Origin of the sequence: Flavobacterium pectinovorum (assembly GCF_022802975.1) — a bacterium.
Lineage (GTDB): Bacteria > Bacteroidota > Bacteroidia > Flavobacteriales > Flavobacteriaceae > Flavobacterium > Flavobacterium pectinovorum_B.
In genome coordinates this window covers 165,622-190,995 of sequence record NZ_JAFEVZ010000001.1, presented here as the reverse complement: position 1 = coordinate 190,995, position 25,374 = coordinate 165,622, and the positions used below count along the sequence as shown (strand labels likewise).

Annotated in this window: 21 protein-coding genes and 1 tRNA gene; 15 read left to right on the top strand and 7 right to left on the bottom strand. The window is 33.0% G+C overall.

The genetic code is table 11. The features are described from left to right. Positions 1 to 71 precede the first annotated feature (71 nt). The 8 genes from miaB to FLV_RS00810 all read left to right on the top strand — a co-directional run bounded on the left by miaB (position 72) and on the right by FLV_RS00810 (position 9,480). The gene (gene miaB / locus FLV_RS00845; RefSeq protein ID WP_243230112.1) at positions 72 to 1,517 is read left to right on the top strand and encodes a tRNA (N6-isopentenyl adenosine(37)-C2)-methylthiotransferase MiaB; all 1,446 of its coding nucleotides are present in this window, start codon (positions 72 to 74) and stop codon (positions 1,515 to 1,517) included. A gap of 90 nt (positions 1,518 to 1,607) precedes the next feature. Further along, positions 1,608 to 2,867 (top strand): sigma-54 interaction domain-containing protein, encoded by a 1,260-nt coding sequence (locus tag FLV_RS00840; RefSeq protein WP_243230110.1) that lies wholly within the window; start codon positions 1,608 to 1,610, stop codon positions 2,865 to 2,867. Between the two features lie 88 nt (positions 2,868 to 2,955). After that, complete coding sequence (locus FLV_RS00835) at positions 2,956 to 3,474, top strand: LptE family protein (protein WP_243230109.1); 519 nt, start codon at positions 2,956 to 2,958, stop codon at positions 3,472 to 3,474. 78 nt (positions 3,475 to 3,552) lie between these two features. After that, a complete protein-coding gene (locus FLV_RS00830; protein WP_243230108.1) occupies positions 3,553 to 5,028 on the top strand; it encodes a tetratricopeptide repeat protein in 1,476 nt (491 codons plus the stop codon). Positions 5,029 to 5,031: 3 nt separating this feature from the next. Then, positions 5,032 to 5,373, top strand: a complete 342-nt coding sequence (gene secG / locus FLV_RS00825; protein ID WP_243230107.1) for a preprotein translocase subunit SecG — start codon at positions 5,032 to 5,034, stop codon at positions 5,371 to 5,373. Positions 5,374 to 5,513: 140 nt separating this feature from the next. Then, the gene (groES, locus tag FLV_RS00820) at positions 5,514 to 5,789 is read left to right on the top strand and encodes a co-chaperone GroES (protein ID WP_012023920.1); all 276 of its coding nucleotides are present in this window, start codon (positions 5,514 to 5,516) and stop codon (positions 5,787 to 5,789) included. Between the two features lie 88 nt (positions 5,790 to 5,877). After that, a complete protein-coding gene (gene groL / locus FLV_RS00815; protein ID WP_243230106.1) occupies positions 5,878 to 7,506 on the top strand; it encodes a chaperonin GroEL in 1,629 nt (542 codons plus the stop codon). 264 nt (positions 7,507 to 7,770) lie between these two features. Next, positions 7,771 to 9,480 carry an amidohydrolase gene (locus tag FLV_RS00810; RefSeq protein ID WP_243230105.1) on the top strand — a complete coding sequence of 570 codons (1,710 nt, stop codon included), beginning with the start codon at positions 7,771 to 7,773 and terminating at the stop codon, positions 9,478 to 9,480. An 83-nt stretch (positions 9,481 to 9,563) separates the two neighbouring features. Here the strand turns inward: FLV_RS00810 and FLV_RS00805 are convergent, their stop codons facing one another. Next, on the bottom strand, positions 9,564 to 11,093 hold the full coding sequence (locus FLV_RS00805; RefSeq protein WP_243230104.1) for a SulP family inorganic anion transporter: 1,530 nt from the start codon (positions 11,091 to 11,093) through the stop codon (positions 9,564 to 9,566). 277 nt (positions 11,094 to 11,370) lie between these two features. Here FLV_RS00805 and FLV_RS00800 point away from each other — a divergent pair, with 277 nt between their 5' ends. The 4 genes from FLV_RS00800 (at position 11,371) to FLV_RS00785 (ending at position 16,107) form a co-directional block, all read left to right on the top strand. Beyond that, entirely contained in the window at positions 11,371 to 13,242 is a 1,872-nt protein-coding gene (locus FLV_RS00800) for a hypothetical protein (protein WP_243230103.1), read from the top strand. 206 nt (positions 13,243 to 13,448) lie between these two features. Then, positions 13,449 to 13,934, top strand: coding sequence for a hypothetical protein (locus FLV_RS00795; protein ID WP_243230101.1), 486 nt, complete (start codon positions 13,449 to 13,451; stop codon positions 13,932 to 13,934). A 453-nt stretch (positions 13,935 to 14,387) separates the two neighbouring features. Beyond that, entirely contained in the window at positions 14,388 to 14,795 is a 408-nt protein-coding gene (locus FLV_RS00790) for a hypothetical protein (protein ID WP_243230099.1), read from the top strand. A 58-nt stretch (positions 14,796 to 14,853) separates the two neighbouring features. After that, positions 14,854 to 16,107, top strand: coding sequence for a hypothetical protein (locus FLV_RS00785; protein WP_243230097.1), 1,254 nt, complete (start codon positions 14,854 to 14,856; stop codon positions 16,105 to 16,107). Between the two features lie 311 nt (positions 16,108 to 16,418). Here FLV_RS00785 and FLV_RS00780 read toward each other — a convergent pair whose 3' ends face one another. Continuing rightward, the gene (locus FLV_RS00780) at positions 16,419 to 17,090 is read right to left on the bottom strand and encodes a suppressor of fused domain protein (protein ID WP_243230095.1); all 672 of its coding nucleotides are present in this window, start codon (positions 17,088 to 17,090) and stop codon (positions 16,419 to 16,421) included. A gap of 321 nt (positions 17,091 to 17,411) precedes the next feature. On the opposite strand from FLV_RS00780, the gene FLV_RS00775 reads away from it, so the two are divergent. Further along, the gene (locus FLV_RS00775) at positions 17,412 to 18,047 is read left to right on the top strand and encodes a hypothetical protein (RefSeq protein WP_243230094.1); all 636 of its coding nucleotides are present in this window, start codon (positions 17,412 to 17,414) and stop codon (positions 18,045 to 18,047) included. Between the two features lie 94 nt (positions 18,048 to 18,141). After that, positions 18,142 to 19,371 carry a TMEM143 family protein gene (locus FLV_RS00770; RefSeq protein ID WP_243230093.1) on the top strand — a complete coding sequence of 410 codons (1,230 nt, stop codon included), beginning with the start codon at positions 18,142 to 18,144 and terminating at the stop codon, positions 19,369 to 19,371. 829 nt (positions 19,372 to 20,200) lie between these two features. Here the strand turns inward: FLV_RS00770 and FLV_RS00765 are convergent. Next, on the bottom strand, positions 20,201 to 20,746 hold the full coding sequence (locus FLV_RS00765; protein ID WP_243230091.1) for a DUF4494 domain-containing protein: 546 nt from the start codon (positions 20,744 to 20,746) through the stop codon (positions 20,201 to 20,203). 160 nt (positions 20,747 to 20,906) lie between these two features. Here FLV_RS00765 and FLV_RS00760 point away from each other — a divergent pair, with 160 nt between their 5' ends. Beyond that, a complete protein-coding gene (locus FLV_RS00760; RefSeq protein WP_243230089.1) occupies positions 20,907 to 21,371 on the top strand; it encodes a DUF962 domain-containing protein in 465 nt (154 codons plus the stop codon). 51 nt (positions 21,372 to 21,422) lie between these two features. Here the strand turns inward: FLV_RS00760 and FLV_RS00755 are convergent, their stop codons facing one another. The 4 genes from FLV_RS00755 to ftsZ all read right to left on the bottom strand — a co-directional run bounded on the left by FLV_RS00755 (position 21,423) and on the right by ftsZ (position 25,326). Next, complete coding sequence (locus FLV_RS00755) at positions 21,423 to 22,262, bottom strand: alpha/beta fold hydrolase (protein ID WP_243230088.1); 840 nt, start codon at positions 22,260 to 22,262, stop codon at positions 21,423 to 21,425. Positions 22,263 to 22,524: 262 nt separating this feature from the next. Beyond that, positions 22,525 to 22,598, bottom strand: a tRNA-Arg gene (locus tag FLV_RS00750). A gap of 92 nt (positions 22,599 to 22,690) precedes the next feature. Next, positions 22,691 to 23,140 carry a GatB/YqeY domain-containing protein gene (locus FLV_RS00745; RefSeq protein ID WP_243230087.1) on the bottom strand — a complete coding sequence of 150 codons (450 nt, stop codon included), beginning with the start codon at positions 23,138 to 23,140 and terminating at the stop codon, positions 22,691 to 22,693. 203 nt (positions 23,141 to 23,343) lie between these two features. Further along, entirely contained in the window at positions 23,344 to 25,326 is a 1,983-nt protein-coding gene (ftsZ, locus tag FLV_RS00740) for a cell division protein FtsZ (RefSeq protein WP_243230086.1), read from the bottom strand. Between the last annotated feature and the right edge of the window lie 48 nt (positions 25,327 to 25,374).

Here is a 25,374-nt window from a genome sequence, read left to right as displayed (position 1 = left end):
TGTTAATTCTTTATCTGACATCTTGTCATATTAATGGTATTTGCGCTATCTTTGCACTTTGAAATTTTACAATGGAAAAGATTATTGAAGAAAGCAAACAAGGCGAAAATCTTGTTTTAGAAAATAAACCTGAGAATACTAAAAAACTATTTATAGAAAGTTATGGTTGTGCGATGAATTTTTCGGACAGTGAAGTCGTTGCTTCCATTTTATCTGACGGAGGATATAATACTACTTCGGTATTAGAAGAAGCCGATTTGGTTTTGGTAAATACTTGTTCTATTCGGGACAAAGCTGAGCAAACCATTCGTAAACGTCTGGAAAAATATAATGCTGTAAAACGTACGAATCCGAAAATGAAAGTAGGCGTTTTGGGCTGTATGGCGGAACGTTTGAAAAGTCAGTTTCTGGAAGAAGAAAAAATAGTTGATCTTGTTGTGGGTCCGGATGCTTATAAAGATCTGCCGAATTTATTGGCAGAAGTTGAAGAAGGTCGCGACGCCATCAATGTAATTTTATCCAAAGAAGAAACTTACGGAGATATTTCGCCTGTTCGTTTAATGAGTAACGGAATCACAGCTTTGGTTTCGATCACTCGTGGCTGCGATAATATGTGTACGTTTTGCGTTGTGCCTTTTACACGCGGACGTGAACGTAGTCGTGAACCACAAAGTATTATGAATGAAATTCAGGATTTGTGGGATAAAGGCTTTAAGGAAATCACACTTTTAGGACAAAATGTTGACAGTTATCTTTGGTACGGTGGCGGTTTGAAAAAAGACTTCGTAAACGCTTCTGAAATGCAAAAAGCAACTGCGGTTGATTTTGACCAATTATTAGAAATGGTTGCGGTTGGTTTTCCTAAAATGAGAATTCGCTTCTCGACTTCGAACCCTCAGGATATGCACGAAAGTATTTTGCATGTTATGGCAAAATATCCAAATATCTGTAAACACATTCACTTGCCGGTTCAGTCCGGAAGCAATAGAATCTTGAAAGAAATGAACCGTTTGCATTCCCGTGAAGAATATATGGCTTTGATTGATAAAATCAGGGCGATTGTTCCGGACGCTTCGATTTCGCAGGATATGATTGCCGGTTTCCCAACTGAAACAGAAGAAGATCACCAAGATACGATGAGTTTGATGGAATATGTGAAATACAATTTCGGTTATATGTATTCGTATTCGGAACGTCCTGGAACTCTTGCCGGAAGAAAAATGGAAGATGATGTTGAAGAAGAAACCAAAGCCAGAAGACTACAGGAAATTGTCGATTTACAACAAAAACACGCCTGGTTTAGAAGTGAGGAATTTGTTGGAAAAACAGTTGAAGTTTTAATTGAGAAAGTTTCTAAAAAATCTAAAGAAGAATTCTCAGGAAGAAATTCTCAAAGCATCACAGTAGTTTTCCCTAAAGAGAATTATAAAATTGGGGATTTTGTAAATGTGAAAATAACGAGCTGTACAAGTGGAACTTTAAAAGGTGAAGCGGTTGGGTATTCTGAGATGAATTAAAAAATTAACAATTGATAATTGATAATGACCAATTTTGTTTTTCGTTATCTATAATAATTATCAATTGTAAACTATCAATTAGTAATTAATATGGAAACAGTTCAAGCAATAAAACAACGATTTGAGATTATTGGTAATGATCCGAAATTAAATCGTGCTATCGAAAAAGCCATTCAGGTTGCTCCAACTGACATTTCAGTAATGGTAACCGGGGAAAGTGGTGTTGGTAAAGAAAATATTCCTAGAATTATACATTCGCTTTCGCACAGAAAGCACGGAAAATATATTGCCGTAAACTGCGGTGCCATTCCGGAAGGAACTATTGACAGTGAACTTTTTGGACACGAAAAAGGTGCTTTTACAGGTGCAACCAGTACGCGTGAAGGTTACTTTGAAGTAGCCGATGGCGGAACAATTTTTCTTGACGAAGTTGGTGAGTTGCCTTTAACAACCCAAGTTCGTTTACTTCGTGTTCTTGAAAATGGCGAATTTATAAAAGTAGGTTCTTCACAGGTTCAAAAAACCAATGTGAGAATTGTTGCGGCAACGAATGTGAATTTATTCAATGCTATCGAAAAAGGAAAATTCCGTGAAGATTTGTATTATCGTTTAAGCACTGTCGAAATCACATTACCTCCTTTGCGTGAACGAAATGAGGATATTCATTTATTGTTCCGAAAATTTGTAGCTGATTTTGCTCATAAATACAAAATGCCACCTTTAAGATTAGATGATGATGCTGTTCAGCTTTTACAAAAATTCAGATGGAGCGGAAATATTCGTCAGCTTCGAAATGTTGCTGAACAAATCTCCGTTTTAGAAACCAATCGTGATATAAAACTTGCTACTTTACAATCGTATTTACCTGCTGAAGGAAGCAATCTCCCTTCTGTTATCAGTGACAGTAAAAAAGAAAGTGATTTCAGTACCGAAAGAGACATTTTATATAAGGTACTTTTTGACATGAAAAGCGACCTGAACGATTTGAAAAAACTGACTCTTGAACTGATGAAAAACGGTTCATCAAAAGTACAGGATATTAATCCGAATTTAATTCAGAAAATATACGGAAATCAGCAAAACGACAGTGAAATTGATTTTGAAGAAGAACCAAGAACAGCAGTCATGAAACCGGCAACACATGAAGATAATTATCATATACAAGATGACAACAATTATTTAGACGCTGAAACGATTGAAGAAGAAGAGATTTTACGCTTAGAACAAAAAGAAATCGAAATGATTAAGAAATCATTAGAGAAGAATAAAGGTAAACGAAAGGCCGCAGCTGATGAATTAGGAATTTCTGAGAGAACCTTATATCGAAAAATCAAACAGTTCGACTTGTAATTTACCACAAAGACTAAAATGTTTTTACCAAAATAAATATCTTTGACCCGGACGTTGGCGAACCGGCAAACAACTCTTAAACTAAAAAATGAAAAACTTAAAATATATTTTAATCCTGTTAATCGCTACTACCTTTAGTGGCTGTGGTATATATAATTTTACAGGTGCAGCACCGATTGATGCCAAAACATTTCAGGTAAACTTTTTTCAGAATAACGCAGATTTGATTGAACCGGGAATTGACAGAGAATTCACACTAGCATTACAGGATTTGATTATGAACCAGACCAATTTAAATCTGGTAAGTTCTAATGGCGATTTACTCTATGAAGGCGAAATTACAGATTACCGAATTACACCAATGACTGCAAGTGCAGTGACAAACAACGGGGATGCTGCGGCCTCACAAAACCGTTTAACAATCCGTGTAAATGTTCGTTTTTCAAACAAAAAGAAGGAAACAGACGATTTTGAAAAAACATTCGAATTTTATCATGATTATCCTGCTCAATCGCAACTTACCGGAACTGTTTTAAATGAAGCTATCAAAGATATATTTGAAAGAATTACTCAGGACATCTTTAATGAGTCATTAGCAAAATGGTAAAACTATTGGTTTGTTTAATCGTTAAATCGATGAACAAAGACTAAACAATTAAACATAAAAACGATTAAAAAATAAATAATGAACGTAACAAATTATACTTACCTAATTAACAAACCTGATGCTATCACAGAAAAGCAGACAGAAGCATTAGGAAGTGTTTTGAATGAATTTCCCTATTTTCAAAGTGCACGTGCATTACGACTGAAGGGACTTTACAACCAAAACAGCTTTAAGTATAATTATGCCTTAAAAGTTACAGCTGCCCATACATCAGATCGGTCTGTTTTGTTTGATTTTATTACTTCTGAGACTTTCACTTCTATTCAGGGCGAATATTACGACCGTAAGCTTAGAGATCTTTTAAACATTACTGTTTTTGACAGCGAAATTGTTTCAGCAGAAGAAAAAAAGAAACTGGCAGAGATGCATATTGATCCTATTGAAAAGTCTATTTTAGATTCAATTAAAGAAGCTACAACCGTGGTAACTTTTGAAGAACCTGTAAAAACTGAAGAAAAATCAATTGAACCAATTACGAAACAATCTATTTTAGATTCTTTCAAAGAAGTAACAACCAATATTTTTGAAGAGTCTGCCAAAATTGAAGAAAATCCAATTGAATCAATTATAGAGCAACCGACTTTAGATTCTTTCAAAGAAGTAACAACCAATGCTTTTGAAGAGTCTGCTAAAATTGAAGAAAATCCAATTGAAACAATTATAGAGCAACCGACTTTAGATTCTTTTAAAGAAGTAACAACCAATGTTTTTGAAGAATCTGCCAAAATTGAAGAAAATCCGATTGAATCAATTATCGAGCAACCAACATTAGATTCTTTTAAAGAAGTAACTCCAACTATTGAAGAAACACCTATTATAAAGGAAATAACACGAACTTTTTTTGATGAAATTGTAGAAGATGAAATTGCAGAAGTAAGAATTGAGCCAATTGAAAAATCAACATATACTTCATTACAAGAAGCCTCAGCAGTTATTTTTGAAGAAGTACCTGTAGTTGAAGAATCCAAAGTAACTGAAGAACCAAAAGAAATTGAAGTTCCGGAAACAGTAAAAACTGCCGAAGAAAATCTGGAAATAGGAAAACCATTGGATTTTTCTGTTAATGAAAAACACTCTTTTCAGGAATGGCTGCAATTAGCCCGACCAGAGCCAATTGACAGAACAAATGAAGATTCAATAGAAGCTGTAAAATCAGAAACAAAAGTTGAAAACCTAGTCGAAAATGAAATGATAGACGAAGAAAAAAAGAAAAAAGCAGAAATAATCGATAAATTCATCGAAACAAATCCAAAAATCTCTCCTATAAAACAAACTGCAATAACTCCGGCGGTACAACCTGATTCTTACAAAGAAGATAATTCTTACTTAATGACAGAAACCTTAGCCAGAGTATATTTGGAACAAAAAAAATACACAAAAGCAATACAAGCATATGAAATATTAATTTTGAAATATCCAGAAAAAATTACTTTCTTTGCAGACCGCATATCGGACATAAAGATTTTACAACAAAATAACAATAACAATAATTAAGTAATGAGCACATTTTCAATTTTTTTAGTTTTAATCACAATAGTTTGTTTTCTATTGATCGTAGTAATCATGGTGCAGAATCCTAAAGGTGGAGGATTATCATCTACAATTAGCGGAACTCAAATGTTAGGTGGAGTACAAAAGACAACTGACTTTTTAGACAAAAGTACCTGGACATTAGCTACTATTTTGATTGCTTTAATTTTGCTTTCAAGTTTAAGTTTTACAGGATCCCTAAGCGATACCGATTCTAAAATTATTGAAAAAGCTGAAGCGCCTGCTGCAACTACACCAGCTGCTCCGGCTCAAGGAACTCCTGCTCCGGCAACTCCTGCAGCTAAATAATAATTTAAAAAAAATATTAAATGCCAGCCTGTCAAAGCTGGCATTTTTTTTAGGAAAAAATGTCAGTTTTACGAGCATGGCATAATTTCTGAAACTCAACTGAACATTAAAAATCGTATAACTTATAATAATATAAAATCATGGCCTTAAACATTAAACCGCTTTCAGATCGCGTACTTATTGAACCTGTTGCTGCTGAAACTAAAACTGCCTCAGGGATTTTTATTCCGGATACTGCCAAAGAAAAACCACAAAAAGGAACTGTAGTTGCAGTAGGAAACGGATCTAAAGATCACACTATGACCGTAAAAGTTGGCGATACTGTACTTTATGGAAAATATGCAGGAACAGAATTAAAACTGGAAGGAACTGACTATTTGATTATGCGTGAGGATGATATTCTTGCGATTATCTAAAATAAACATTACGTATTAAGTACTCAGTATTAAGAATTAAGACTAAAGTAACTTGAAACAAATTAAACTTTAAACAAAAAATAAAAAAATGGCAAAAGATATAAAATTTGATATTGAAGCACGTGACGGATTAAAACGTGGTGTTGATGCATTGGCAAATGCTGTAAAAGTAACACTTGGACCTAAAGGTCGTAATGTAATTATCGGGAAATCATTTGGTGGACCAACGGTTACTAAAGATGGTGTTTCTGTTGCAAAAGAAATCGAATTAAAAGACCCATTAGAAAATATGGGCGCACAAATGGTAAAAGAAGTTGCTTCTAAAACCAATGATTTAGCGGGTGACGGAACTACAACTGCTACAGTTTTAGCTCAGGCAATCGTAAAAGAAGGTCTTAAAAACGTTGCTGCAGGTGCAAATCCAATGGACTTGAAACGCGGAATCGATAAAGCAGTTGAAGCGATCGTTGCTGACTTAGCAAAACAAGCTAAAGTTGTTGGAAGCGATTCAGACAAAATCAAACAAATTGCTTCTATCTCTGCTAATAATGACGAAGTTATTGGTGAATTAATCGCTACTGCTTTCGCAAAAGTAGGAAAAGAAGGAGTTATTACTGTTGAAGAAGCTAAAGGAACTGACACTTTTGTTGACGTTGTTGAAGGGATGCAGTTTGACAGAGGATATCTTTCTCCTTACTTTGTAACTAATCCTGAGAAAATGGAAGTTGAATTAGACTCTCCATACATCTTATTATACGACAAAAAAGTTTCTTCTTTAAAAGAATTACTTCCAGTTTTAGAACCAGTTGCGCAATCAGGAAAACCATTATTGATTATTGCTGAAGATGTTGATGGAGAAGCTCTTTCTACATTAGTAGTAAACAAATTGAGAGGTGCTCTTAAAATTGCTGCTGTAAAAGCGCCAGGCTTTGGAGACAGAAGAAAAGCAATGTTAGAAGATATCGCTATCTTAACTGGAGGAACTGTAATTTCTGAAGAAAGAGGTTATACCCTTGAAAATACCACTATCGAAATGTTAGGAAACGCAAAAAGAGTTTCTATCGATAAAGACAATACAACTATCGTAAGTGGTGCAGGTGAAGCTGATATCATCAAAAATAGAGTAAACCAAATTAAAGGTCAGATGGAGACTACTACATCTGATTATGATAAAGAAAAATTACAGGAACGTTTGGCTAAATTAGCCGGAGGTGTTGCCGTTCTTTATGTTGGTGCTGCTTCAGAAGTTGAAATGAAAGAGAAAAAAGACAGAGTTGACGATGCTTTACACGCAACTCGTGCTGCTGTTGAAGAAGGAATCGTTGCCGGAGGTGGTGTTGCTTTATTAAGAGCCAAAATTGCTTTAGCAGACTTAAAAGCAGACAATGCTGACGAAGCAACCGGAATCCAGATTGTTTCTCGTGCTGTTGAAGCTCCTTTAAGAACTATCGTTGAAAATGCCGGTCTTGAAGGTTCTGTTGTTGTAGCCAAAGTTTCTGAAGGCTCAGGCGATTTTGGATACAACGCAAAAACTGACGAATATGTTGATATGCTTGCAGCTGGAATTATTGATCCTAAAAAAGTAACTCGTGTTGCACTTGAAAATGCTGCATCTGTTTCTGGAATGATCTTAACTACAGAATGTGCATTAATTGATATTAAAGAAGAAAGCGCTGGCGGTATGCCAATGGGTGGCGGTATGCCGGGAATGATGTAATCATTTCTTTTCTTAAACTTAAAAACGCCAATTAGCTTAATGCTAATTGGCGTTTTTTAATTAGAAAATGTAGCAATTAGAAAATTAGATAATTGGATTTTTAGATTACTGGATTATTTGAAAATAAGATAATTTGTATCCATTAACTAATTTTCACATTTCTTAATTGAATTAATTATCTCAAAATAAAGCCTTTGCTTATTATATTTTTTAACTTTAGTAAATATTCAGAAGCCTTTTGATTCATTCACTAAATACTACACGATGAAAAAATTATTCTCACTATTGCTTTTACTCGTTTTTATAAGTTGTAAAAAAGAAGTTTCTAATCCGGCAGATGCCATTTTTTATGGAGGTGATATCATAACCATGGAAGGCGAAAAGCCAATTTACGCAGAAGCTATAGCTGTAAAAAAGGGAAAAATATTTTTTGTTGGAAAAATGGCTGAAGCCGAAAAATTTCAAAGCAATGAGACTACTATAAATGATTTGAAAGGAAAAACACTACTTCCTGGATTTATTGATGCTCATGGCCATGTTTGGAATGCAGGTTTTCAAGCTGTATCAGCCAATTTATTACCTGCGCCAGACGGAACTGCAAATGATATTCCAACCATAATTTCTTTATTGAATGAATGGAAAACAAAAAATTCGAAAACCGTTGGAAAATATGGCAGGATAATAGGTTTTGGATATGACGATGCTCAACTAAAAGAAAAACTTCCTCCTACGGCAGATGATCTAGACAAAGTTTCTAATACGGTTCCTGTTTTAATAATTCATCAATCTGGTCATTTGGCTGTTATGAACCATAAAGCATTAGAATTGGCTGGTTATTCTGCTGCTACAAAAGATCCTGCTGGTGGTGCCATCCGAAGAAAAGAAAACTCACAAGAACCAAATGGCGTTTTAGAAGAAATGGCAATGTTTATTCCGTTATTTAAAATAATGGGAACGCTGGATACGGTTGCAAACGAAAAAATAGCCGCAGCTGGTATTGCTGCTTACACCAAATTTGGATTTACAACTGCACAAGAAGGCAGAGCCAGCAGTGACGCCTGCAACACCTGGTCGAAATTAGCCAACGAAGGTAAACTTTCTATAGATATTGCTGCTTATCCAGACATTCAAACTCAGATGGATTATATGAAAACTCACGGGGTTCAGAAAGAGTATAAAAATCATTTTAGAATTGCAGGTGTAAAACTTTCGTTAGACGGTTCACCACAAGGCAAAACAGCTTGGCTAACAAAACCATACAAAGTACCGCCTCCAGGAAAACCTAATACCTATTTGGGCTATCCTGCATTTCCAAATAAAAGTGATGCAATAGCCCTGGTAGATTCGGCTTATGCAAATAACTGGCAAATTTTGGCACACTGTAATGGAGATGCTGCAGTTGATGAATATATTACAGCTGTACAACACGCCAAAAAATTGTATGGCAAAAAAGACCGAAGATCTGTTGTCATACACGCACAAACGGCTCGTTTTGATCAATTAGACAGCATGAAAGTATTAGGTATTATACCTTCCTTTTTTGGAATGCATACTTATTATTGGGGCGATTGGCACAGAGATGAAACTTTAGGAAAAGAAAGAGCTTATCGTATTTCGCCAGCGGCCACAGCACTAAAAAAAGGAATGCTTTTTACCCAACATCATGATGCTCCAGTTGCATTACCCAATAGTATTATGATATTATATTCGGTGGTGAATAGAATTAGTAGATCGGGAGATGTTATTGGCCCGGAAGAAAGAATTAGCACTTATGATGCTTTGCGATCTATAACCAGTTGGGCTGCATATCAATATTTTGAAGAAAATTCTAAAGGTTCACTTAAAGAAGGAAAACTAGCCGATTTTGTTATTTTGGATAAAAACCCATTAAAAGTTACACCCAAAAAAATCATCGATATTCAGGTTTTAGAAACTATTAAAGAAGGGAAAACTGTTTACAAATTACCCAATTAAAGAATGTGACAATTAGAAAATGTATTATAATTAGATCATGATTCTTCACTATCTATAAATTTTCTAATTGTCACATTCTCTAATTAACTAACCACCTTATAAGTAGGATCTTCAATCACATTCACTTTAATAACTGCTTCGGCATTTTTGAGTAATTCTCTGCAATCCGGACTTAGATGCTGTAGTTCGATGGTTTTGTTGAGCTGATTGTATTTTTTTGTCAGATTATTTAAAGCTTCAATTGCCGACATATCAGAAACCCTGCTTTCTTTAAAATCAATTATAACGTGATCAGGATCGTTTTGAACATCAAATTTCTCTATAAAAGCTGTCACAGATCCAAAAAATAATGGCCCGTAAATTTCATAATGTTTTACGCCATTTTCATCTATATAATGTCTTGCACGAATTCTTTTGGCGCTTTCCCAGGCAAAAACCAAAGCCGAAATAATTACCCCAATTAAAACTGCCAGAGCCAAATTGTGCAAAACAATTGTAACCAAAGCAACTAAAATTCCAACGAAAATATCATGTTTTGGCATTTTATTAATGATTCTGAAACTCGCCCATTCAAAAGTGGTAATTGCCACCATCATCATTACGCCTACCAAAGCGGCCATTGGCAATTTCCCGATTACAGGTGCTCCAAAAAGGATAATTACTAAAATGGTTAAAGCCGCAATAATTCCGGATAGTCTTGCTCTTGAACCTGCACCCAGATTTACCAGAGTTTGTGCAATCATAGCACAGCCACCCATTCCGTAAAAAAAGCCGTTTAGAATATTTGAACTCCCTTGTGCGATACATTCTCTATTACTGTTTCCGCGTGTTCCGGTAATTTCGTCGACTAAATTCAGCGTAAGCAAACCTTCTGTCAAACCAACAGCCGCTACAATTACTGAATACGGGAATATCACTTTTAAGGTTTCAAATGAAAAAGGAATATTAGGAATATGAAACGGAGGAAATCCGCCCTGAACTGAAGCAATATCTTCAACAGTTTTAGTTTCGATATTAAAAACAATTACCAAAGCAAAAACGACAATAATGGCAACCAAAGAAGCCGGAACTGCTTTTGTAATCTTCGGAAAAACTAAAACAATTGCAATGGTTAAAGCAACTAATCCAAGCATGATATACAAAGGCGTTCCCTGCAGCCACAAAACCTGACCGTCTACCATGGTTTTAAACTGTTCTAATTGCGACATAAAAATCACTACCGCCAAACCGTTTACAAACCCAAACATAACAGGCTGCGGCACCAGCCTAATAAATTTTCCAAGTTTAAAAAGTCCGATGCAAATTTGTACAATTCCTCCAAGTGCTACGGCTGCAAAAACATATTCTATTCCGTGCGATTTCATCAAAGCAATTAAAACAATTACGGTTGCTCCTGCCCCACCGGAAATCATTCCGGGTCTTCCACCAAAAACAGCTGTTACCAAACCCGCAATAAAAGCCGCATACAAACCCACCAAAGGCGGAAATCCTGCCAAAATAGCAAACGACAACGATTCCGGAATCATGGTCATGGCTACGGTTAAACCTGCTAAAATTTCGTTTTTGTAATTGACTTTTTGAGTAAAATCGAAGAGTTGGAATGCTTTTTTCATAGGAGCGTAAAATTAGGAAATTTGAGGATTGGAAAATGAGATAATTTTTGATTGTTGTGATACCCATATCAAAGACTGTAAATTCTCCATAAAACATTTCATGAATCATGTCTTAGATTTTCTTTTAAAACAAAAAACATATATATCTAAAAAACAAACAATTAAATCCAAAAAAACTGTATTTTGTAATAAAAAACCGTATAAATACCTATTAATAATACTTAAACAAATGTTAATATTGCTTAAGCCTAATTTATTAATCAAAAACTAATCTATTATGAAAAAAATATTACTTACGACATTTTTCTTCTCTTTTGCAATTAATTGTTGGGGACAGGAAAAAGAAAGACATACAAGTGTAGAAAAAGACTATCACGATAAGGATTTAAAAAACGAAAAAAATACTTCTATTAGAGGTCGAGTAAATCGAAGTGTAAAACCTGAAGAAACAAACACTTATGTTATTGAATACGATTTTAAAAATGGCGTTTATAATCGTAATCTCTTAAACTTAAAAGTTAACACACCTGTAGTTTTCAAAATTGTAAACATTAATCGTCTTGCTTATGATGTAAAGGTAACTCCACGAGATTCAGTTTTGGCAGATACTGGCTGGGAAGATGGAGTTTTGGAATTTCTTAAAGAGAATGCTTTACCAACAGCAAACGCTGCGAAAGAAAAAGAAGAAGCTAAAGTCACAGCAAGTACAGAAATTAAAAAGTTAGACGATAATGATGTAAAAAACATCCTACCAGACAATACAAACAAAACAACAATGATAAAAAATATGAATGATATTTCATATAATATGAATTTGGGAATTAATCAATTGGAACAAAAAATTGCAGATAATAAAATAGCAAAATTAGAACTAGAACAAAAAAAAACAGAAACAACAACAAAAATAAATACAATTGATTTAGAAATTAACAAAAATGATTCAGGCTTAAGCAGTGAAAAAGTAGACATTCTTAAAAAAGAAAAAGAAAATCTACAAAAGAGTTTAGCCATAATAGAACAAAAAATTGGAGATAATAATTCAATAAATAATCAAGATTCACAAAAACTAGAGGAAACAAGAAAAAAATTAAAAATCATTGATGCAAATTATCAACAGTTAGAATTAGATTACACTGCACTTACTACAAGTTTTTATAAGCTAAAAGAAATCTATTTTAAAATCCTAAAAGTAAATGATTGCTACAATGAAGTACGTCTTGACATGAGCAATCCATTATTAGCAAAAACAATTACAGCAGAAAAAGCAGCTAAATTAAAATCTATGTTTCCGGAACTCCGGACAGAGTATAAGGATTTTCTAGGAACTTATATACAATTGGGACATGAGTTTTATATACTAAATCATAATGAAAAAATCTTTAATTTAGATTTTGGAGGTCAAAGTAAATTTTTAGACCCTAGTAAAAACATGAAACTATTGGCTGATAATTGGAATGAAGAAATTAAAAAAGCAGATGTACCAGCCCTTATACATGAAATGGACAGAGCTTTGGAACTATTACAAAGCCCTGAGGTTTATACCTATGTTTCAAAACCGATACAGCCTGTAAAAGATATAGTGATTTTTGATGTAAAAATTAAAAAGCACAATCAGGACAAGCCAGATCATAATGACAATAGAGAATTTTCATACAAAGAATACACAAAAGGAGGAATGCGATTTGATGCAGGGGTAGGTTTTGCTATAAGTTATTTTGATGATGCAGCACAATATGAAATAGCACCAAATGATAAAGGTATTGATGTAATTACATTAAAACAAAAAAACTTATGGGTTCCCTCTTTTGTTGGAATTTTTACAGCCGGTTTTAGAAGCAACAATTTAGCTTCCTTTGGTATTAGCGCAGGTTTGGGACTTAGTGCAAATGAAGGAAAAGTTCAGATAAATAACTTTTATTTTGGTCCAAGTATTACGCTAGGGAGAGAGAATAGATTATGTATTACTGGAGGAATAACAGTGAAAGGTGTGGAAGAACTTAAAAGTAGTTTGACAGAGGGCACACCTGTTACAAACACCAATGAAATAAGCAGTTTTACCAACACTGCATATAAATTTGGACCTTTTGTTTCCTTAACATATAACCTTACCAAAGGGATAAGAAATAACGTTAAATATCTTAAAAAATAATTATTGATTCCAACAAATATTAAGATGTAACTTATAAATCTGCGTAAAATATATTCTGTTTTTACGTAGATTTTTTTTAAATTATCAATCATCTCAAGAACAATTATTCATACCAAAAAATCACTAATTTCAGTGACTAATTCCTACAAAATAATAATTTACTTTTATCCTGTTTAAAAATAATTTTAAACGTTAAAAACTAAATTATGCCATTAGAAAACCTAAACGGATTACATTACACCGCTGCTGAGAAAACCGCTGTTGCAGCAAGTTTAACTACTATTGAAAATGCACTGCTTGCAAAATTTAAAAACCTTTCGGCTGAGGAGCGCACTAAGTATGGAAGCGTAAACGAACAAAATAAACTCTTTATTAATAAGGTTAAAGACTTTAGAACCAATCAGCCCGGTTTGAGCAGCCCTGATGTTGACTGGACTGAGTTTCAAAATGATATCGATTCGCGCGAATTTCTTCAAACTACTATCGCCCGTTTAGAAAGTATGACGCAAAGTTTAAAAAACAATAAAATCCTGCATGATTATGATTGCTATCAGACAGCCTTAATCGAATACGATTACACCAAATACAAGGCCGGAACTAAAGCAACAGGTTATGAGGTAAAAGCAGCCGAATTGTCGCAGTTCTTTTCAAAAAACTCAGCTGCCAAAAAAGCAGAAAAATCAGAAATTTAAACCATTAATAAGAACCTCCCGAGAAACAATTTCGGGAGGTTTTTTATTGTTTTACATTCAAAAACCTCTCCATTTCGGTTAAAAGCTAGTCGCTTGGGGTCTTAAGGCGCATCGTTCGGGTTCAGAGCTATTCTATTGAGGTCTGACACCTCGATAGACAGGTTCAGAACCGCAAAATTAGGGTTAATAACCACTTCTTTTAGGCAGGATAACGCCATCGAATAAGTTTATAACCTAAATCCCGGGGTTAAAAACCGCTTCAATTGTATTTAAAACCCCATAAGACTAATTAAAATATTTTTTCAGATCTCAAAAAATGTTGCTAAGTATCGTAAATTCCGTACAAATACTAACGATTGTTCAGTCATTTATTAGTAATCTTGTAGTACAAATTCGTCAAAAAACTAACGAGTCACCTGAACAAAATTTAATTAGTAATCTAATCCTAGAATTATGGAAATTGAAAATTACTTTATTGGAAAAAATAAGAAAGAAATTTTTATAACTGTTACGGTTTCAACACATGGTATTGCTGTGACAGAAGTAAAATTGATTATTAATGGCAGTATATTTAACAAAGGCGCTTCAACCAATGGAGCCGGATTAATTAGCAGAACTAGTTTGGGATTTGCATCACAATTAGACGGAGGTACTATAAAGATTGAAACGGATATTGTACTTACTAAAATTCCAAAATCTGCCTGGGGAAGTTGTTTTGAAAACTTACAGATTCATTATTATCTGGAAGGTGGAGAACCAGATCAAAAAAATCCGTTTGAATTGCTTTCTGCCGAAAAAAAGAAAAGCAGTAGTGGAGAAACTATTATCGCAACCAAAAGAATCAATTTAGTCAATAGATAAAAAACCATAAAATCTATTCCTATTGTATTCATATTCAACAACCAAAAATTCAATTACCATGAAAAATATTCTTATTATAACAGCTGTAATATGGAGTACGTTTTCTCTGAAAGCCCAAAATATTGAACTTAAAGATTTGAAAAATCTTAACACTCCCGGGTTTCAAATTCTTGATATAGCACCAGGCACTATAGACAGACCGGCAAATCCCAAAGCATTTGCTGCAAGTGTTATGAGTTTAACCAATAATGGCACAGCTATTCCTAAAAATTTTGCATTAGAAGTAACTCCATACTGGTATTTTAAACCTAAAAACGCTACCGTTTTTCAATATTTAAACATAAAAGATGAAGCAGGTAAATCTAACACATTCACGGGTATTTTTAACAAAATGAGTATTTCTTTAGCTTCGGTTTTTAATGATTCTACTTCGGGAAGTTTAATTAAAAACACAAACTATATTGCGTTTGGCCTAAAGACAAATCTGATTACTTACAGAAACGAAAAGCAAAATCAAAAATTAAAAAATGCTTTGGCTAATTTTTCTAAAAGGATATCAGATCTACGACCGCATCAAAATGATGCTGATGCTCTGGAGATAGAGTTAAACAGGATTGATAATAAAATCAGAGCACTCTACACAAAACTAAAAGATGAAACTGATAATGCTGCAAAAGACAGTATCAATACAGAATATCAAAACGCAATTGCAAGCAGGGCACTTCTACAAAAAAAGATAGATGATTTTGAAAATCAGGCTCCGGATTTGCTGGAAGAAAACATTAAAAAAGATACTCTGATTCAGAATTATTTAAAGGAGCTGGATGATCTTCCTTTACTTCAGGTAGATGTTGCATTTGCTTATTCTGAAGCCTTTCCGGACAACACAACAAAAGACAAGCGGTTTAACAGAAGTGGTTTATGGATGACTGCTGCACTAAATGCTTTTAGTGTTGATAAAGCTGAACTCAATGACAATCTTGCCTTTATATTGTGCACCCGATTTATAAATGACAATGTATTAAAAGAAGGTTCTTTAGATGTTTTTAAGAAGGAAAATGCATTTGATTTGGGTTTTAAATTAGAATATTCGATCAAAGATTTATCCATTTCTTATGAGTACATAAAAAGAGATTATTCAGATAAAAGTAACTTAAACAGTGAAAGAAAGGTGGGGGCAATACAGTATAAAATAAGTGACGGATTATATGTTACCGGTGCTTATGGTACTAATTTTGGAATTGACAAAAATCTTTTTACCCTATTTGGAATAAATTATGGCTTTGGAAAATCTTCCTTAAAGACAAATTAAAATTGAGATTATAAAAAATCAACATAACCAATAATAGCTTGTAATTCTATTTAAAATTATTCCTACAAGATAACTCATAAATAATAATTTAAAATTCTAAACTTTTTTCAGCCAAAGGCAAAAACAGGTATTTATACGTATATCCAGAATTAAAATTAGTTTGATACTTGCAAAGAATAATTTTAACGCTAATTTTTAGTTATCCGTAAGGAAATTGTAAATGATTTTTTTTTTGAAACAACTAGTGAGATTTTAATCCTTAACACGATTTAATCTCACTTTTTATTTTAAGAACCTGTTTAAAATCAGTATCATTCTAATAAATTATCCCTCTCCAAATCCAAAATTTCTTTTGTATTGGCTTCAATTAACAGATCCAGAAATTTGTTGTAGCCGTTTTCAACTTTATATTCTAATTCGTTTTTGTACACCGGAAACAAACTGTAGATATTTATTTGTCTGTCCTCGCTGTAGAATTCTGTAAATTCTTCGTCAAAAGTCACCGATGGCAGTACGATACAACCTGAAAATTCGGTTTCTTCACCATAAGGTTCAAAATCTGCTGTAGCCTGTAAACTATGTCCGACAGCCAGCCAGGATTCATTATAATGAGGAACTCTTGCTGCTTCTTTTAACATCGAAATAATCCAGCTGTTTTTTTCTTTGCCTGTGTATAATGTATCAAATTCGATGCTTTTGGGCAATAAAACCATCAGTTCACAAAATTGATATTTTTCAGGGTTTTCGATACCTTCAGGCACATTCATTTTTAACAAACTCATTCCGGAAGTAATTAAGATGTTGAAATCATGATCCGCCTGATTTATTAAAAAAACATCTAAGTGAAAATCTAATGAAACTATTTCATGAAAAACGGTAATTTCATCATCTTCAAAAAACTGACCTAAATGCCGGTCAAAGCTTTCTATATTTTTATAAAAATGTTCTTCGCCATTAATATCTTTAAGTACATCTCTGTTCATTGCCAATTTACTTTGTCATTAGTATTTTCTATAAAAAGTTCTTGTAAAACTAACCAAATCTTTAATACAAATAACACATTGTAAAATACTTCAGATAGTTTTAAAACTAACCTTAATCAATTAAATTATGCTAAAAGATTTAACAAATAGCATATTGAAAATCAATTATCTAGGAAAAATTAAGTTCAAAAAATTTATTTCACAGACAAATGAATGATTTCAGGTGTTAAAAACATCAATTATTAGTTGATTTTTATAGCTTTGTATAAATCCACATCTTACCAATTCCAACTTCAAAACAAATTATAATACCTAATACCAATGCGATCTATTATTTCGATATTATTATTTTTAACATTAGTCTTTTCAGACTCTTACGCTCAATTGAGCTCTGATAAAATATTTGAAAGTTTTAAACAGGGAGAACGTACAAACTGTTCATCAATTGCTTTTATTAAGGCTTCTTTAAACATATATGGGCTAGATAATCTTTTTCTTACTGAAAAATTAAACGACAGCTTATACCAAATAACATTAAAAAATAATGCTACGTTTAAACTGAAAATTGATGAGTTAAATAAAGCTAAATTTTCTGCCGGATTTGTATTTATTAAAATCAATGAAGGCAGCAAGAAAATAACAGACTATGCCGAGTTGACCTATGCGGTAATGGCAAAATACAAGCAGATTATAGACAAACAAAAAACTTTTGATAAAGCCCTGGAGGACTTAGAAGATGGTGAAGTACATACTCCAACTATTTATAAATATTTAGGATTTCAAAAAGGCAGGCACGTGCAAGAGTTAAAACGTCTTTCAGGAAGCGAATTTTGCGGAGTTGTAGCCTGGTCTAATGCCCATGCTGTTTTTGTTTGCGAAGATTTTATGGATTATTATGGCAATAAAAAAAGTTTATGGGATAAGTATCCGGGACGTTTTAGAATATTAAAATCATAACCCAAACTTTAATATAAATACCACTCCTAAATCAAATTTCGAGTGGTATTTTTGCGTTTTAAAAATACCACTCGAAAAAAGTCCCAAAATTAATATGACACGAGAACATTACATTCCTTTTAACAAGGAATTCTTACTCGATCAACAAATAGCTGCTTTTGCAGAAGATCAGAAAAAAGCACACGATTTTAAAAAATTATTCGATATCATCGAACATTACTATCATTATGAAGCTTTTAATCTTAATCGAAATTTAAAACAAAACTACGCTTTATTCGATCCGGATTTAAGCGAGAAAGAACGTGAAGGATATGTTGGCAAAAGTGATTTTTTGATTTTTAAAGAAACGCTCCAAAAAGTTTTAGAACATGGCAACTATCGCCGTATCGACAAGGAAACATTAGACAAAGCTTTTGAGGATTCAGATTTAATTGGCTTAAAACTTTCAATAGATTTTAATGCCTTCAAAGACTATGAATTGTATGTTCGCGGTCACCACAAAACAAAAGAAAAAGTTACAAAATATATTTTCTGGAAAAAAGAAATAGAAATTGAGTACTATGACCGTGTTATGATTTACCTGAATTATAATGAAGCCGATTATCTTACAAAGAAAAAGGTAAAATTAGGAAAATCACCTGTTGACCCCGGATCAATCGTTTTGAAAATCTTTAAGCGCGTTCCTAAAAACGATCTTGAAACGATTTTTCCTAATGCGATTCCAAAAATGTCTACTACAGACAAACTTTTACTTTGGATTCCGGGAATTTTTGGTGGAATTTCATTGTTAAGTGCAAAAGTAATCCCGGCTTTGATTAATATGTATGAGGCTTACGAAACAGGAGAAGCTATAGATTTATTAAATAGCAAAACCTCTTTGAATCAGGGATTGATTGCATTGGGAATTTTATCTGCCTATTGCTTTCGCCAGTATAATAACTTTGTAAATAAGAAAATCAGATATTCTAAAATGCTTTCAGACAGTTTGTATTTTAAAAATCTGGGAAATAACAGCGGTGCCTTTTATTCGCTTTTAAATTCATCTGAAGAAGAAGTGCTTAAGGAAACTATTTTGGCATACGCTTTTTTACACAAGAGTAAAAATCCGTTAACAGCCGAAGAAATTGATTATCAAATAGAGTCCTGGTTTAAAATAAAACTTAACACCAACCTTGATTTTGATGTGAAGGATGCCTTACAAAAATTAAAAAACATTGGTCTTGGAATAGAAACCAATGGTAAATGGGAAGTCATTTCTCTTGAAAAAGCCCTAATTAAAATTGATGAATTATGGGATGATGCTTTTGATTATAATCAAAAATAACTTTTACTTCAGGTCTTAACTAAATATATACATTTAAAATAATTGTAACCCGTTGGGTAAAATTAAAAATAAATCTCAGGCTAGGTACATTCGTCTTCGCTCAGGATAAACTTAGTCGAAGCCCTTTCGTGTTTAAAAGTCTTCGACTCTACTCAGGATGACATCAATTCCTTAAATTATAAATGATGTTTTATTCCCTATTTTTATATTTTTTATAATCAAATCAATTTTTTTAATCAATTTCACCCAACGGGTTAATTGTATATATTTCTTAGTCACTCATCATCATGTACTTACCACAGAAAAAAAATGACAATATCATAAAAAACGAATAAAAAAATCGAATAATCCTTATTAAAACATCCTACAAAGTATTAAATAAAAAAAAACAAGCCTTTAGTCGATTTATTTTGCGCTTTGTCGATTTAATTTGTAATATTGAAGAGATTAAAAATAAAATCAAAAAAAAGGTTAAAGGCTGATATTTTTTATTTTTCATACGTTTTTACAAAAAAATATTTATCGAAATAGTTAAAATGATGCTTTTAAAAAAATAATTAACGAATAATTGAATTTTAAAAGTTATGACAAAAAAAATGCTTCTTGGTCTTTGGATTTCATTTCTTATAATTGCCATTTTTGTCCTTATTTTGGGGAAATGGATTCAGTTTGGTTAATAAAATTCATTTAACATTTCCATGAAACATTCGGATTATAAATAAATTCAGAATGGTTTCTGACATTATAATAAGTGCTTACTAAATTAGTAAACAAAAAAGAGAACCATTAAGTTCTCTTTTTTGTTTACTTTAAAATTATTTTTAGTAATCTATTCATTTTCAACTTCAATATAATCTTCTACTGTTTCGCCTAACGCTACAAGTTCAGGTTTAGAAGCTTTAAGCGCATTGAATCTTTCTAATTGCTCAAAATCATCTTCGTCACCACTGAAATAAGGAAAAACATCCATAATTGCAGACTCTGAAATTGCCGGAATAGTATAATCTCCCATTGTATTTTTCATAACTGCAACAGTATTATCATACGCTTCTTTTACATCATTAGCCTGCACCAGTATATACATATTAGTTTTGCGTTCTTTTCCGCTTTCTTCATCAAAAGCTATTAAGGAAACTTTCGATTTAAACCAACGGTCTGCATTTTCGAACGGATGAATCTCTGCGTAATTTGCTACTTTTATATTGGTTATTTTAAATTCTTCACTTACATAAGCCTTCATTTCTTCATTAATTCTGCTTTCAGCTTCTGTATAAGAAATTGCATCAACTAAATAAGGCTCTGTAGTAACCTTTTGTGATCCAATATCATCCGTTTTTCTATATTTTACTTTGCATTCATACCAAATTGCGCTCATCTTTGTTTTTTTTAAGGATGCCAAAGATAGATTTAAACGCAATTAAAATCATCTTTTCGCAAAATAGATATTCACAATTTTAAAATATAGAATCACTGCCAAAGTTTACAACAAACTCAAAAATATTTAATAGCTTTGATACAATCCTAAACCCTGAAAAATGAGAACATTAGAACAATGGTTTGAAGAATACGCTGTTAGCCATCAGAATCCAAAAAACAAGGCAATACATTATGTTTGCGTCCCGGCCATATACTTTTCTATAGTAGGGTTATTAATGAGTATTCCGAGTAATTTAATAGCCAACACTTTTCATCTGAATGTTCCCATAATCGAAAACTGGGCTGTAGCGATACTACTTTTTGTACTTGTTTTTTATATCCGGCTTTCTGTTTCTATGGCTATTAAAATTGCATTTTTTTCGTGTATTTGCTTAATTACCAATTATTATATCTCACAATTTGTCCCTTTATGGATATTTTCAATTAGTGTCTTTGTTGTGGCCTGGATCGGACAATTTTATGGACATAATATCGAAGGTAAAAAACCTTCTTTCTTAAAAGATCTTCAATTTTTACTAATTGGACCTGCCTGGGTGGTAGAAAATTTATTTTCTAAAAAATAACTAAAAAACATTATTCCTTTCAAATCTGATTTACTTTAGAAATTTATCAGCTTAATACGTGTGTTTTACAAAATTGATAATAGATTTAGAAGTAAGCTCAGGATATTGATGCTGTGGTGCATGACCTGTTCCGCTATAAACAATCATCTGAGCATTAGTCATTTGATTGAAAACTGCATACCAATTTTCTACTGCAAAACTCACATCGTGATCACCGCAGATAATTAGAATGGGCGTTTTTGTTTTTTTTATCTGATCTCTAAAATTCAGTATATCCTCTCTAAATCCCTCTCCTCCATTAAAATAAATCTGAAAAACTTCCATAGTTGATGGGATTTTTGAAACATCAATCTGTTTATGAATTCGTTCATGAGAAGCTTTTGCAGCAGCTATACTAAAAGCCGATTTTGGTTCAAAAAATAAAACCACTTCGTCATCAAAATCATTAATAGGTTTTAACGCTGCATCTAAAAAAACCTGCTCAAAAGGCACTTCATTTTTACCCGGTGGATTTGTCCCTACTAAAATTGAATGCGTCACTAAATTGGGATATAATAGAGTTGCTGCCTGGGCTACCAATCCGCCATAAGACCAGCCTAAAACTACAATCGTGTCCAGTTTTAAAGCACTGGCAAGATCTTTTACATCCTGGGCAACAAGTGTAATTTCTGAAGACATATTTCCGGTAGAAGAACCTATTCCTGAATAATCAAAGGTTATAACATTAAATTTTTTAGCCATCATTTTTATAAATAGAGGATCCCAGGTATCTAAAGTTCCCCTAAAACGGTTTATAAAAATTATCGTCCTGCCTTTTCCATAGGAACGATAAGCTATTTTTCTGTCTCCTAAATCCGCAAAACTTATTTTAGTTTCGTAAACTTTTTTCATAAAATATAATTTAAAGATTAAACCGTTTGACTTTTAGAGCGAAGAGCTGCATGCCTTTAACTATTCTGAGAGAATCTGAATCAATCTGTTAAATATAGCAAAAAAACCTTTAATACAACATTAACTTATTGTAATACAAAACATTAAATACAAAAAACTTATTTCCGGAATCAGGTTCTAATTTATTTGAGGAAGATAATCTTAAAAAGAAGATTTTTTAAAACATAAAAAAACCTATTTCGTAATGAAATAGGTTTTAAAGTGATCGCGGAGGGGTTCGAACCCCCAACCCTCAGAGCCGAAATCTGATATTCTATCCAGTTGAACTACGCGATCAAAATGTTTTAAATTTCAATTTTCAAACTCTAAATTCCAATATTAAACTTGGAATTTGGAGTTTTTATTTGAGTTATTCCATTTGGAATTTATTACGAAAGTAATTTTTTAACAATTGTAGAAATGGTTTTTCCTTCTGCAGTTCCTCCTAATTGAGCAGATGCTAATCCCATAACTTTACCCATTGAAGCAATTCCTGAAGCTCCTGTTTCAGCAATAATTTTAGCAATTACGGCTTCTACTTCTTCTTCGCTTAACTGGGCTGGTAAAAACTTCTCAATTACTGCAACCTGAGCCAATTCCGGCTCAGCTAAATCAGGACGATTTTGTTCGGTAAAAATTCTGGCACTTTCTTTACGTGTTTTTACCAATCTCTGAAGTAGTTTTATTTCTTCATCTTCACTCAATTCTTCTTTAGAACCTGAAGCGGTTGAAGCTAATAATAACTCAGATTTAATCGCTCTTAATGATTCTAACGCTACTGTATCTTTTGCTTTCATGGCCGTTTTTATTTCGTCCATAATCTGTGCTTGTAAACTCATCTTTCTTTTTATTTTAATAAGCAGCTGCCTATCAATTCATCTATTTTAATTCGAATATTTTGAATTTCATTCAAATACTAATTAAGATTGCTTTTAAAACCTAATATTGAGAAATCAAATTCTAAATTCTGTGCGAAGATAAAAAAAATAACCCGAAAATTAAATCCAATTTTCGGGCTATCCAAATATTATGATTTTTAAAACTAATCTACGTTGTCGTGTAAGAATGAATTATTTGAACGCAATTGCAAATCGTTATTGCTGTCTGTTCCAACTGAAATTCTTGAATTGGTATTATTTGATTGTGAATTCGACAAATCAATACCTAATCTTTTGTAAGCCGGCTCTTTTTCCAGCTCATCAATTCTGGAAACATTGTTGTGAAATTTATAATTGAATTCTTTTAGTTTCTTTCTTCTTTCTTCAGCTCTTAAGCGTAATGTTTCCTCAATTGTTAATTCCATTGGAGAAACTTCTGAAGTTGTTGTAAAATCAGGTTGGCTTGCAAAATCTACCCGTGGTTTCAATGTGATATTCAATTCCTCAGGAACAACATCTTCTATCACTTTCTCAACTGGTTTTGATGCCATTAAATCATTTTCAACCTCCATATATTCTTCCAACGAATATTTGATAATACCATTTTCAGAAAGTTCTGTAACCGGAACAAACGAAACCGGTTCATTAACTTTTATATTACGGGTTTCATTTGTTAATTCGAATAAAATTTTATTGTCCTCAACAACCGGTTCTTTCTTTACTTCCGGCTCTGCTCTAAAAAGAGGCAAGTCGAATGAAAAGGTAGTCTGCTCTTCTCTTTCAAAAATTCTTTGTTCAACCTGTTTTGTTTCCTGAAAAGATTGCACTTCAGGACTTGAAATAGTAAAATCAATATCTGTAATTGGCGAAACGATCTCAAAAGTCACGTCAAGATTTTTAATAAACTCAGACATTACCACTAACTCTTCCTGATTGATAGTTGGAGCAACAGCAACCGGAGCTATCGGAGTTGGTAATACCGGAGCAATTGTATCTTCCATTAAATCAAAAACAACTTTTTCTTCTGATTTCGCAATAGGTGTTTCAGCATTTAAATCAAAAGAAGTAACTGATCTGTTTGTTAGGTTATGAACACTTCTTTGCTCGTCTTCCAGTGTATGAATGATTTTTTTAGGTTCTGTATTTACGATTTCGTTTTGTTGTTCAACATCAAAACCAGTTGCAATAATAGTTACAGCAATAGCTTCACCAAGAGTTTCGTCTTCACCAACTCCCATGATAATATTAGCATTATAACCAGCTTCTGCCTGAATATGATCGTTGATTTCTCCAATTTCATCCAGCGTAATTTCGTTTGATCCAGAAACGATAAGCAACAATACGTTTTTGGCTCCTGTAATTTTGTTGTCATTTAATAACGGAGAATCCAATGCTGAAACAATAGCTTCTTTAGCTCTGTTTTCGCCAGCAGCAACAGAAGATCCCATGATGGCAGTTCCACTGTTTGACAAAACAGTTTTAGCATCACGTAAATCGATATTTTGAGTATAGTGGTGTGTGATCACTTCGGCAATACCTCTTGAGGCTGTTGCCAAAACTTCATCCGCTTTAGAGAATCCGGCTTTAAAACCAAGATTTCCGTACACTTCTCTTAACTTATTATTATTAATTACAATTAACGAATCTACTTGTTTACGCAATTTTTCGATTCCTAAAAGTGCTTGTTCCTGACGAACTTTCCCTTCAAACTGAAAAGGAATAGTCACAATACCCACTGTCAAGATCTCTCTTTCTTTTGCCAATTGCGCAATTACCGGAGCAGCACCGGTTCCTGTTCCACCACCCATACCAGCGGTAATAAATACCATTTTAGTACCACGGTCTAACATTTTTTCGATATCAGCGATGCTTTCAATAGCAGATTGTTGTCCTACATCAGGATTAGCTCCTGCACCAAGACCTTCTGTTAAATTTACCCCTAACTGAATTTTGTTTGGAACAGAACTGTTTTGTAATGCTTGCGAATCTGTATTACAAACGATAAAATCCACACCCTTAATTCCTTGTTGGAACATGTGATTAATAGCGTTACTTCCGCCTCCTCCTACACCTATTACTTTGATTACATTTGATTGGTTTTTTGGTAAATCAAATGAAATACTTCCAAATTCTGAGTTGCTCATCATCTTTTTGGTTTTTGAAATTCTTATTTAATACATTTTTTACTTCTTGAC

Coding starts and splice junctions, on each gene's coding strand:
- groES (WP_012023920.1), top strand. CDS start 5,514: ATGGCCTTAAACATTAAACCGCTTTCAGATCGCGTACTTATTGAACCT.
- FLV_RS00840 (WP_243230110.1), top strand. CDS start 1,608: ATGGAAACAGTTCAAGCAATAAAACAACGATTTGAGATTATTGGTAAT.
- FLV_RS00810 (WP_243230105.1), top strand. CDS start 7,771: ATGAAAAAATTATTCTCACTATTGCTTTTACTCGTTTTTATAAGTTGT.
- FLV_RS00765 (WP_243230091.1), bottom strand. CDS start 20,746: ATGAGCGCAATTTGGTATGAATGCAAAGTAAAATATAGAAAAACGGAT.
- FLV_RS00835 (WP_243230109.1), top strand. CDS start 2,956: ATGAAAAACTTAAAATATATTTTAATCCTGTTAATCGCTACTACCTTT.
- FLV_RS00755 (WP_243230088.1), bottom strand. CDS start 22,262: ATGAAAAAAGTTTACGAAACTAAAATAAGTTTTGCGGATTTAGGAGAC.
- FLV_RS00760 (WP_243230089.1), top strand. CDS start 20,907: ATGAGAACATTAGAACAATGGTTTGAAGAATACGCTGTTAGCCATCAG.
- ftsZ (WP_243230086.1), bottom strand. CDS start 25,326: ATGATGAGCAACTCAGAATTTGGAAGTATTTCATTTGATTTACCAAAA.
- FLV_RS00795 (WP_243230101.1), top strand. CDS start 13,449: ATGCCATTAGAAAACCTAAACGGATTACATTACACCGCTGCTGAGAAA.
- FLV_RS00770 (WP_243230093.1), top strand. CDS start 18,142: ATGACACGAGAACATTACATTCCTTTTAACAAGGAATTCTTACTCGAT.
- FLV_RS00775 (WP_243230094.1), top strand. CDS start 17,412: ATGCGATCTATTATTTCGATATTATTATTTTTAACATTAGTCTTTTCA.
- FLV_RS00780 (WP_243230095.1), bottom strand. CDS start 17,090: ATGAACAGAGATGTACTTAAAGATATTAATGGCGAAGAACATTTTTAT.
- FLV_RS00790 (WP_243230099.1), top strand. CDS start 14,388: ATGGAAATTGAAAATTACTTTATTGGAAAAAATAAGAAAGAAATTTTT.
- secG (WP_243230107.1), top strand. CDS start 5,032: ATGAGCACATTTTCAATTTTTTTAGTTTTAATCACAATAGTTTGTTTT.
- FLV_RS00785 (WP_243230097.1), top strand. CDS start 14,854: ATGAAAAATATTCTTATTATAACAGCTGTAATATGGAGTACGTTTTCT.
- FLV_RS00800 (WP_243230103.1), top strand. CDS start 11,371: ATGAAAAAAATATTACTTACGACATTTTTCTTCTCTTTTGCAATTAAT.
- FLV_RS00805 (WP_243230104.1), bottom strand. CDS start 11,093: ATGAAAAAAGCATTCCAACTCTTCGATTTTACTCAAAAAGTCAATTAC.
- groL (WP_243230106.1), top strand. CDS start 5,878: ATGGCAAAAGATATAAAATTTGATATTGAAGCACGTGACGGATTAAAA.
- FLV_RS00745 (WP_243230087.1), bottom strand. CDS start 23,140: ATGAGTTTACAAGCACAGATTATGGACGAAATAAAAACGGCCATGAAA.
- miaB (WP_243230112.1), top strand. CDS start 72: ATGGAAAAGATTATTGAAGAAAGCAAACAAGGCGAAAATCTTGTTTTA.
- FLV_RS00830 (WP_243230108.1), top strand. CDS start 3,553: ATGAACGTAACAAATTATACTTACCTAATTAACAAACCTGATGCTATC.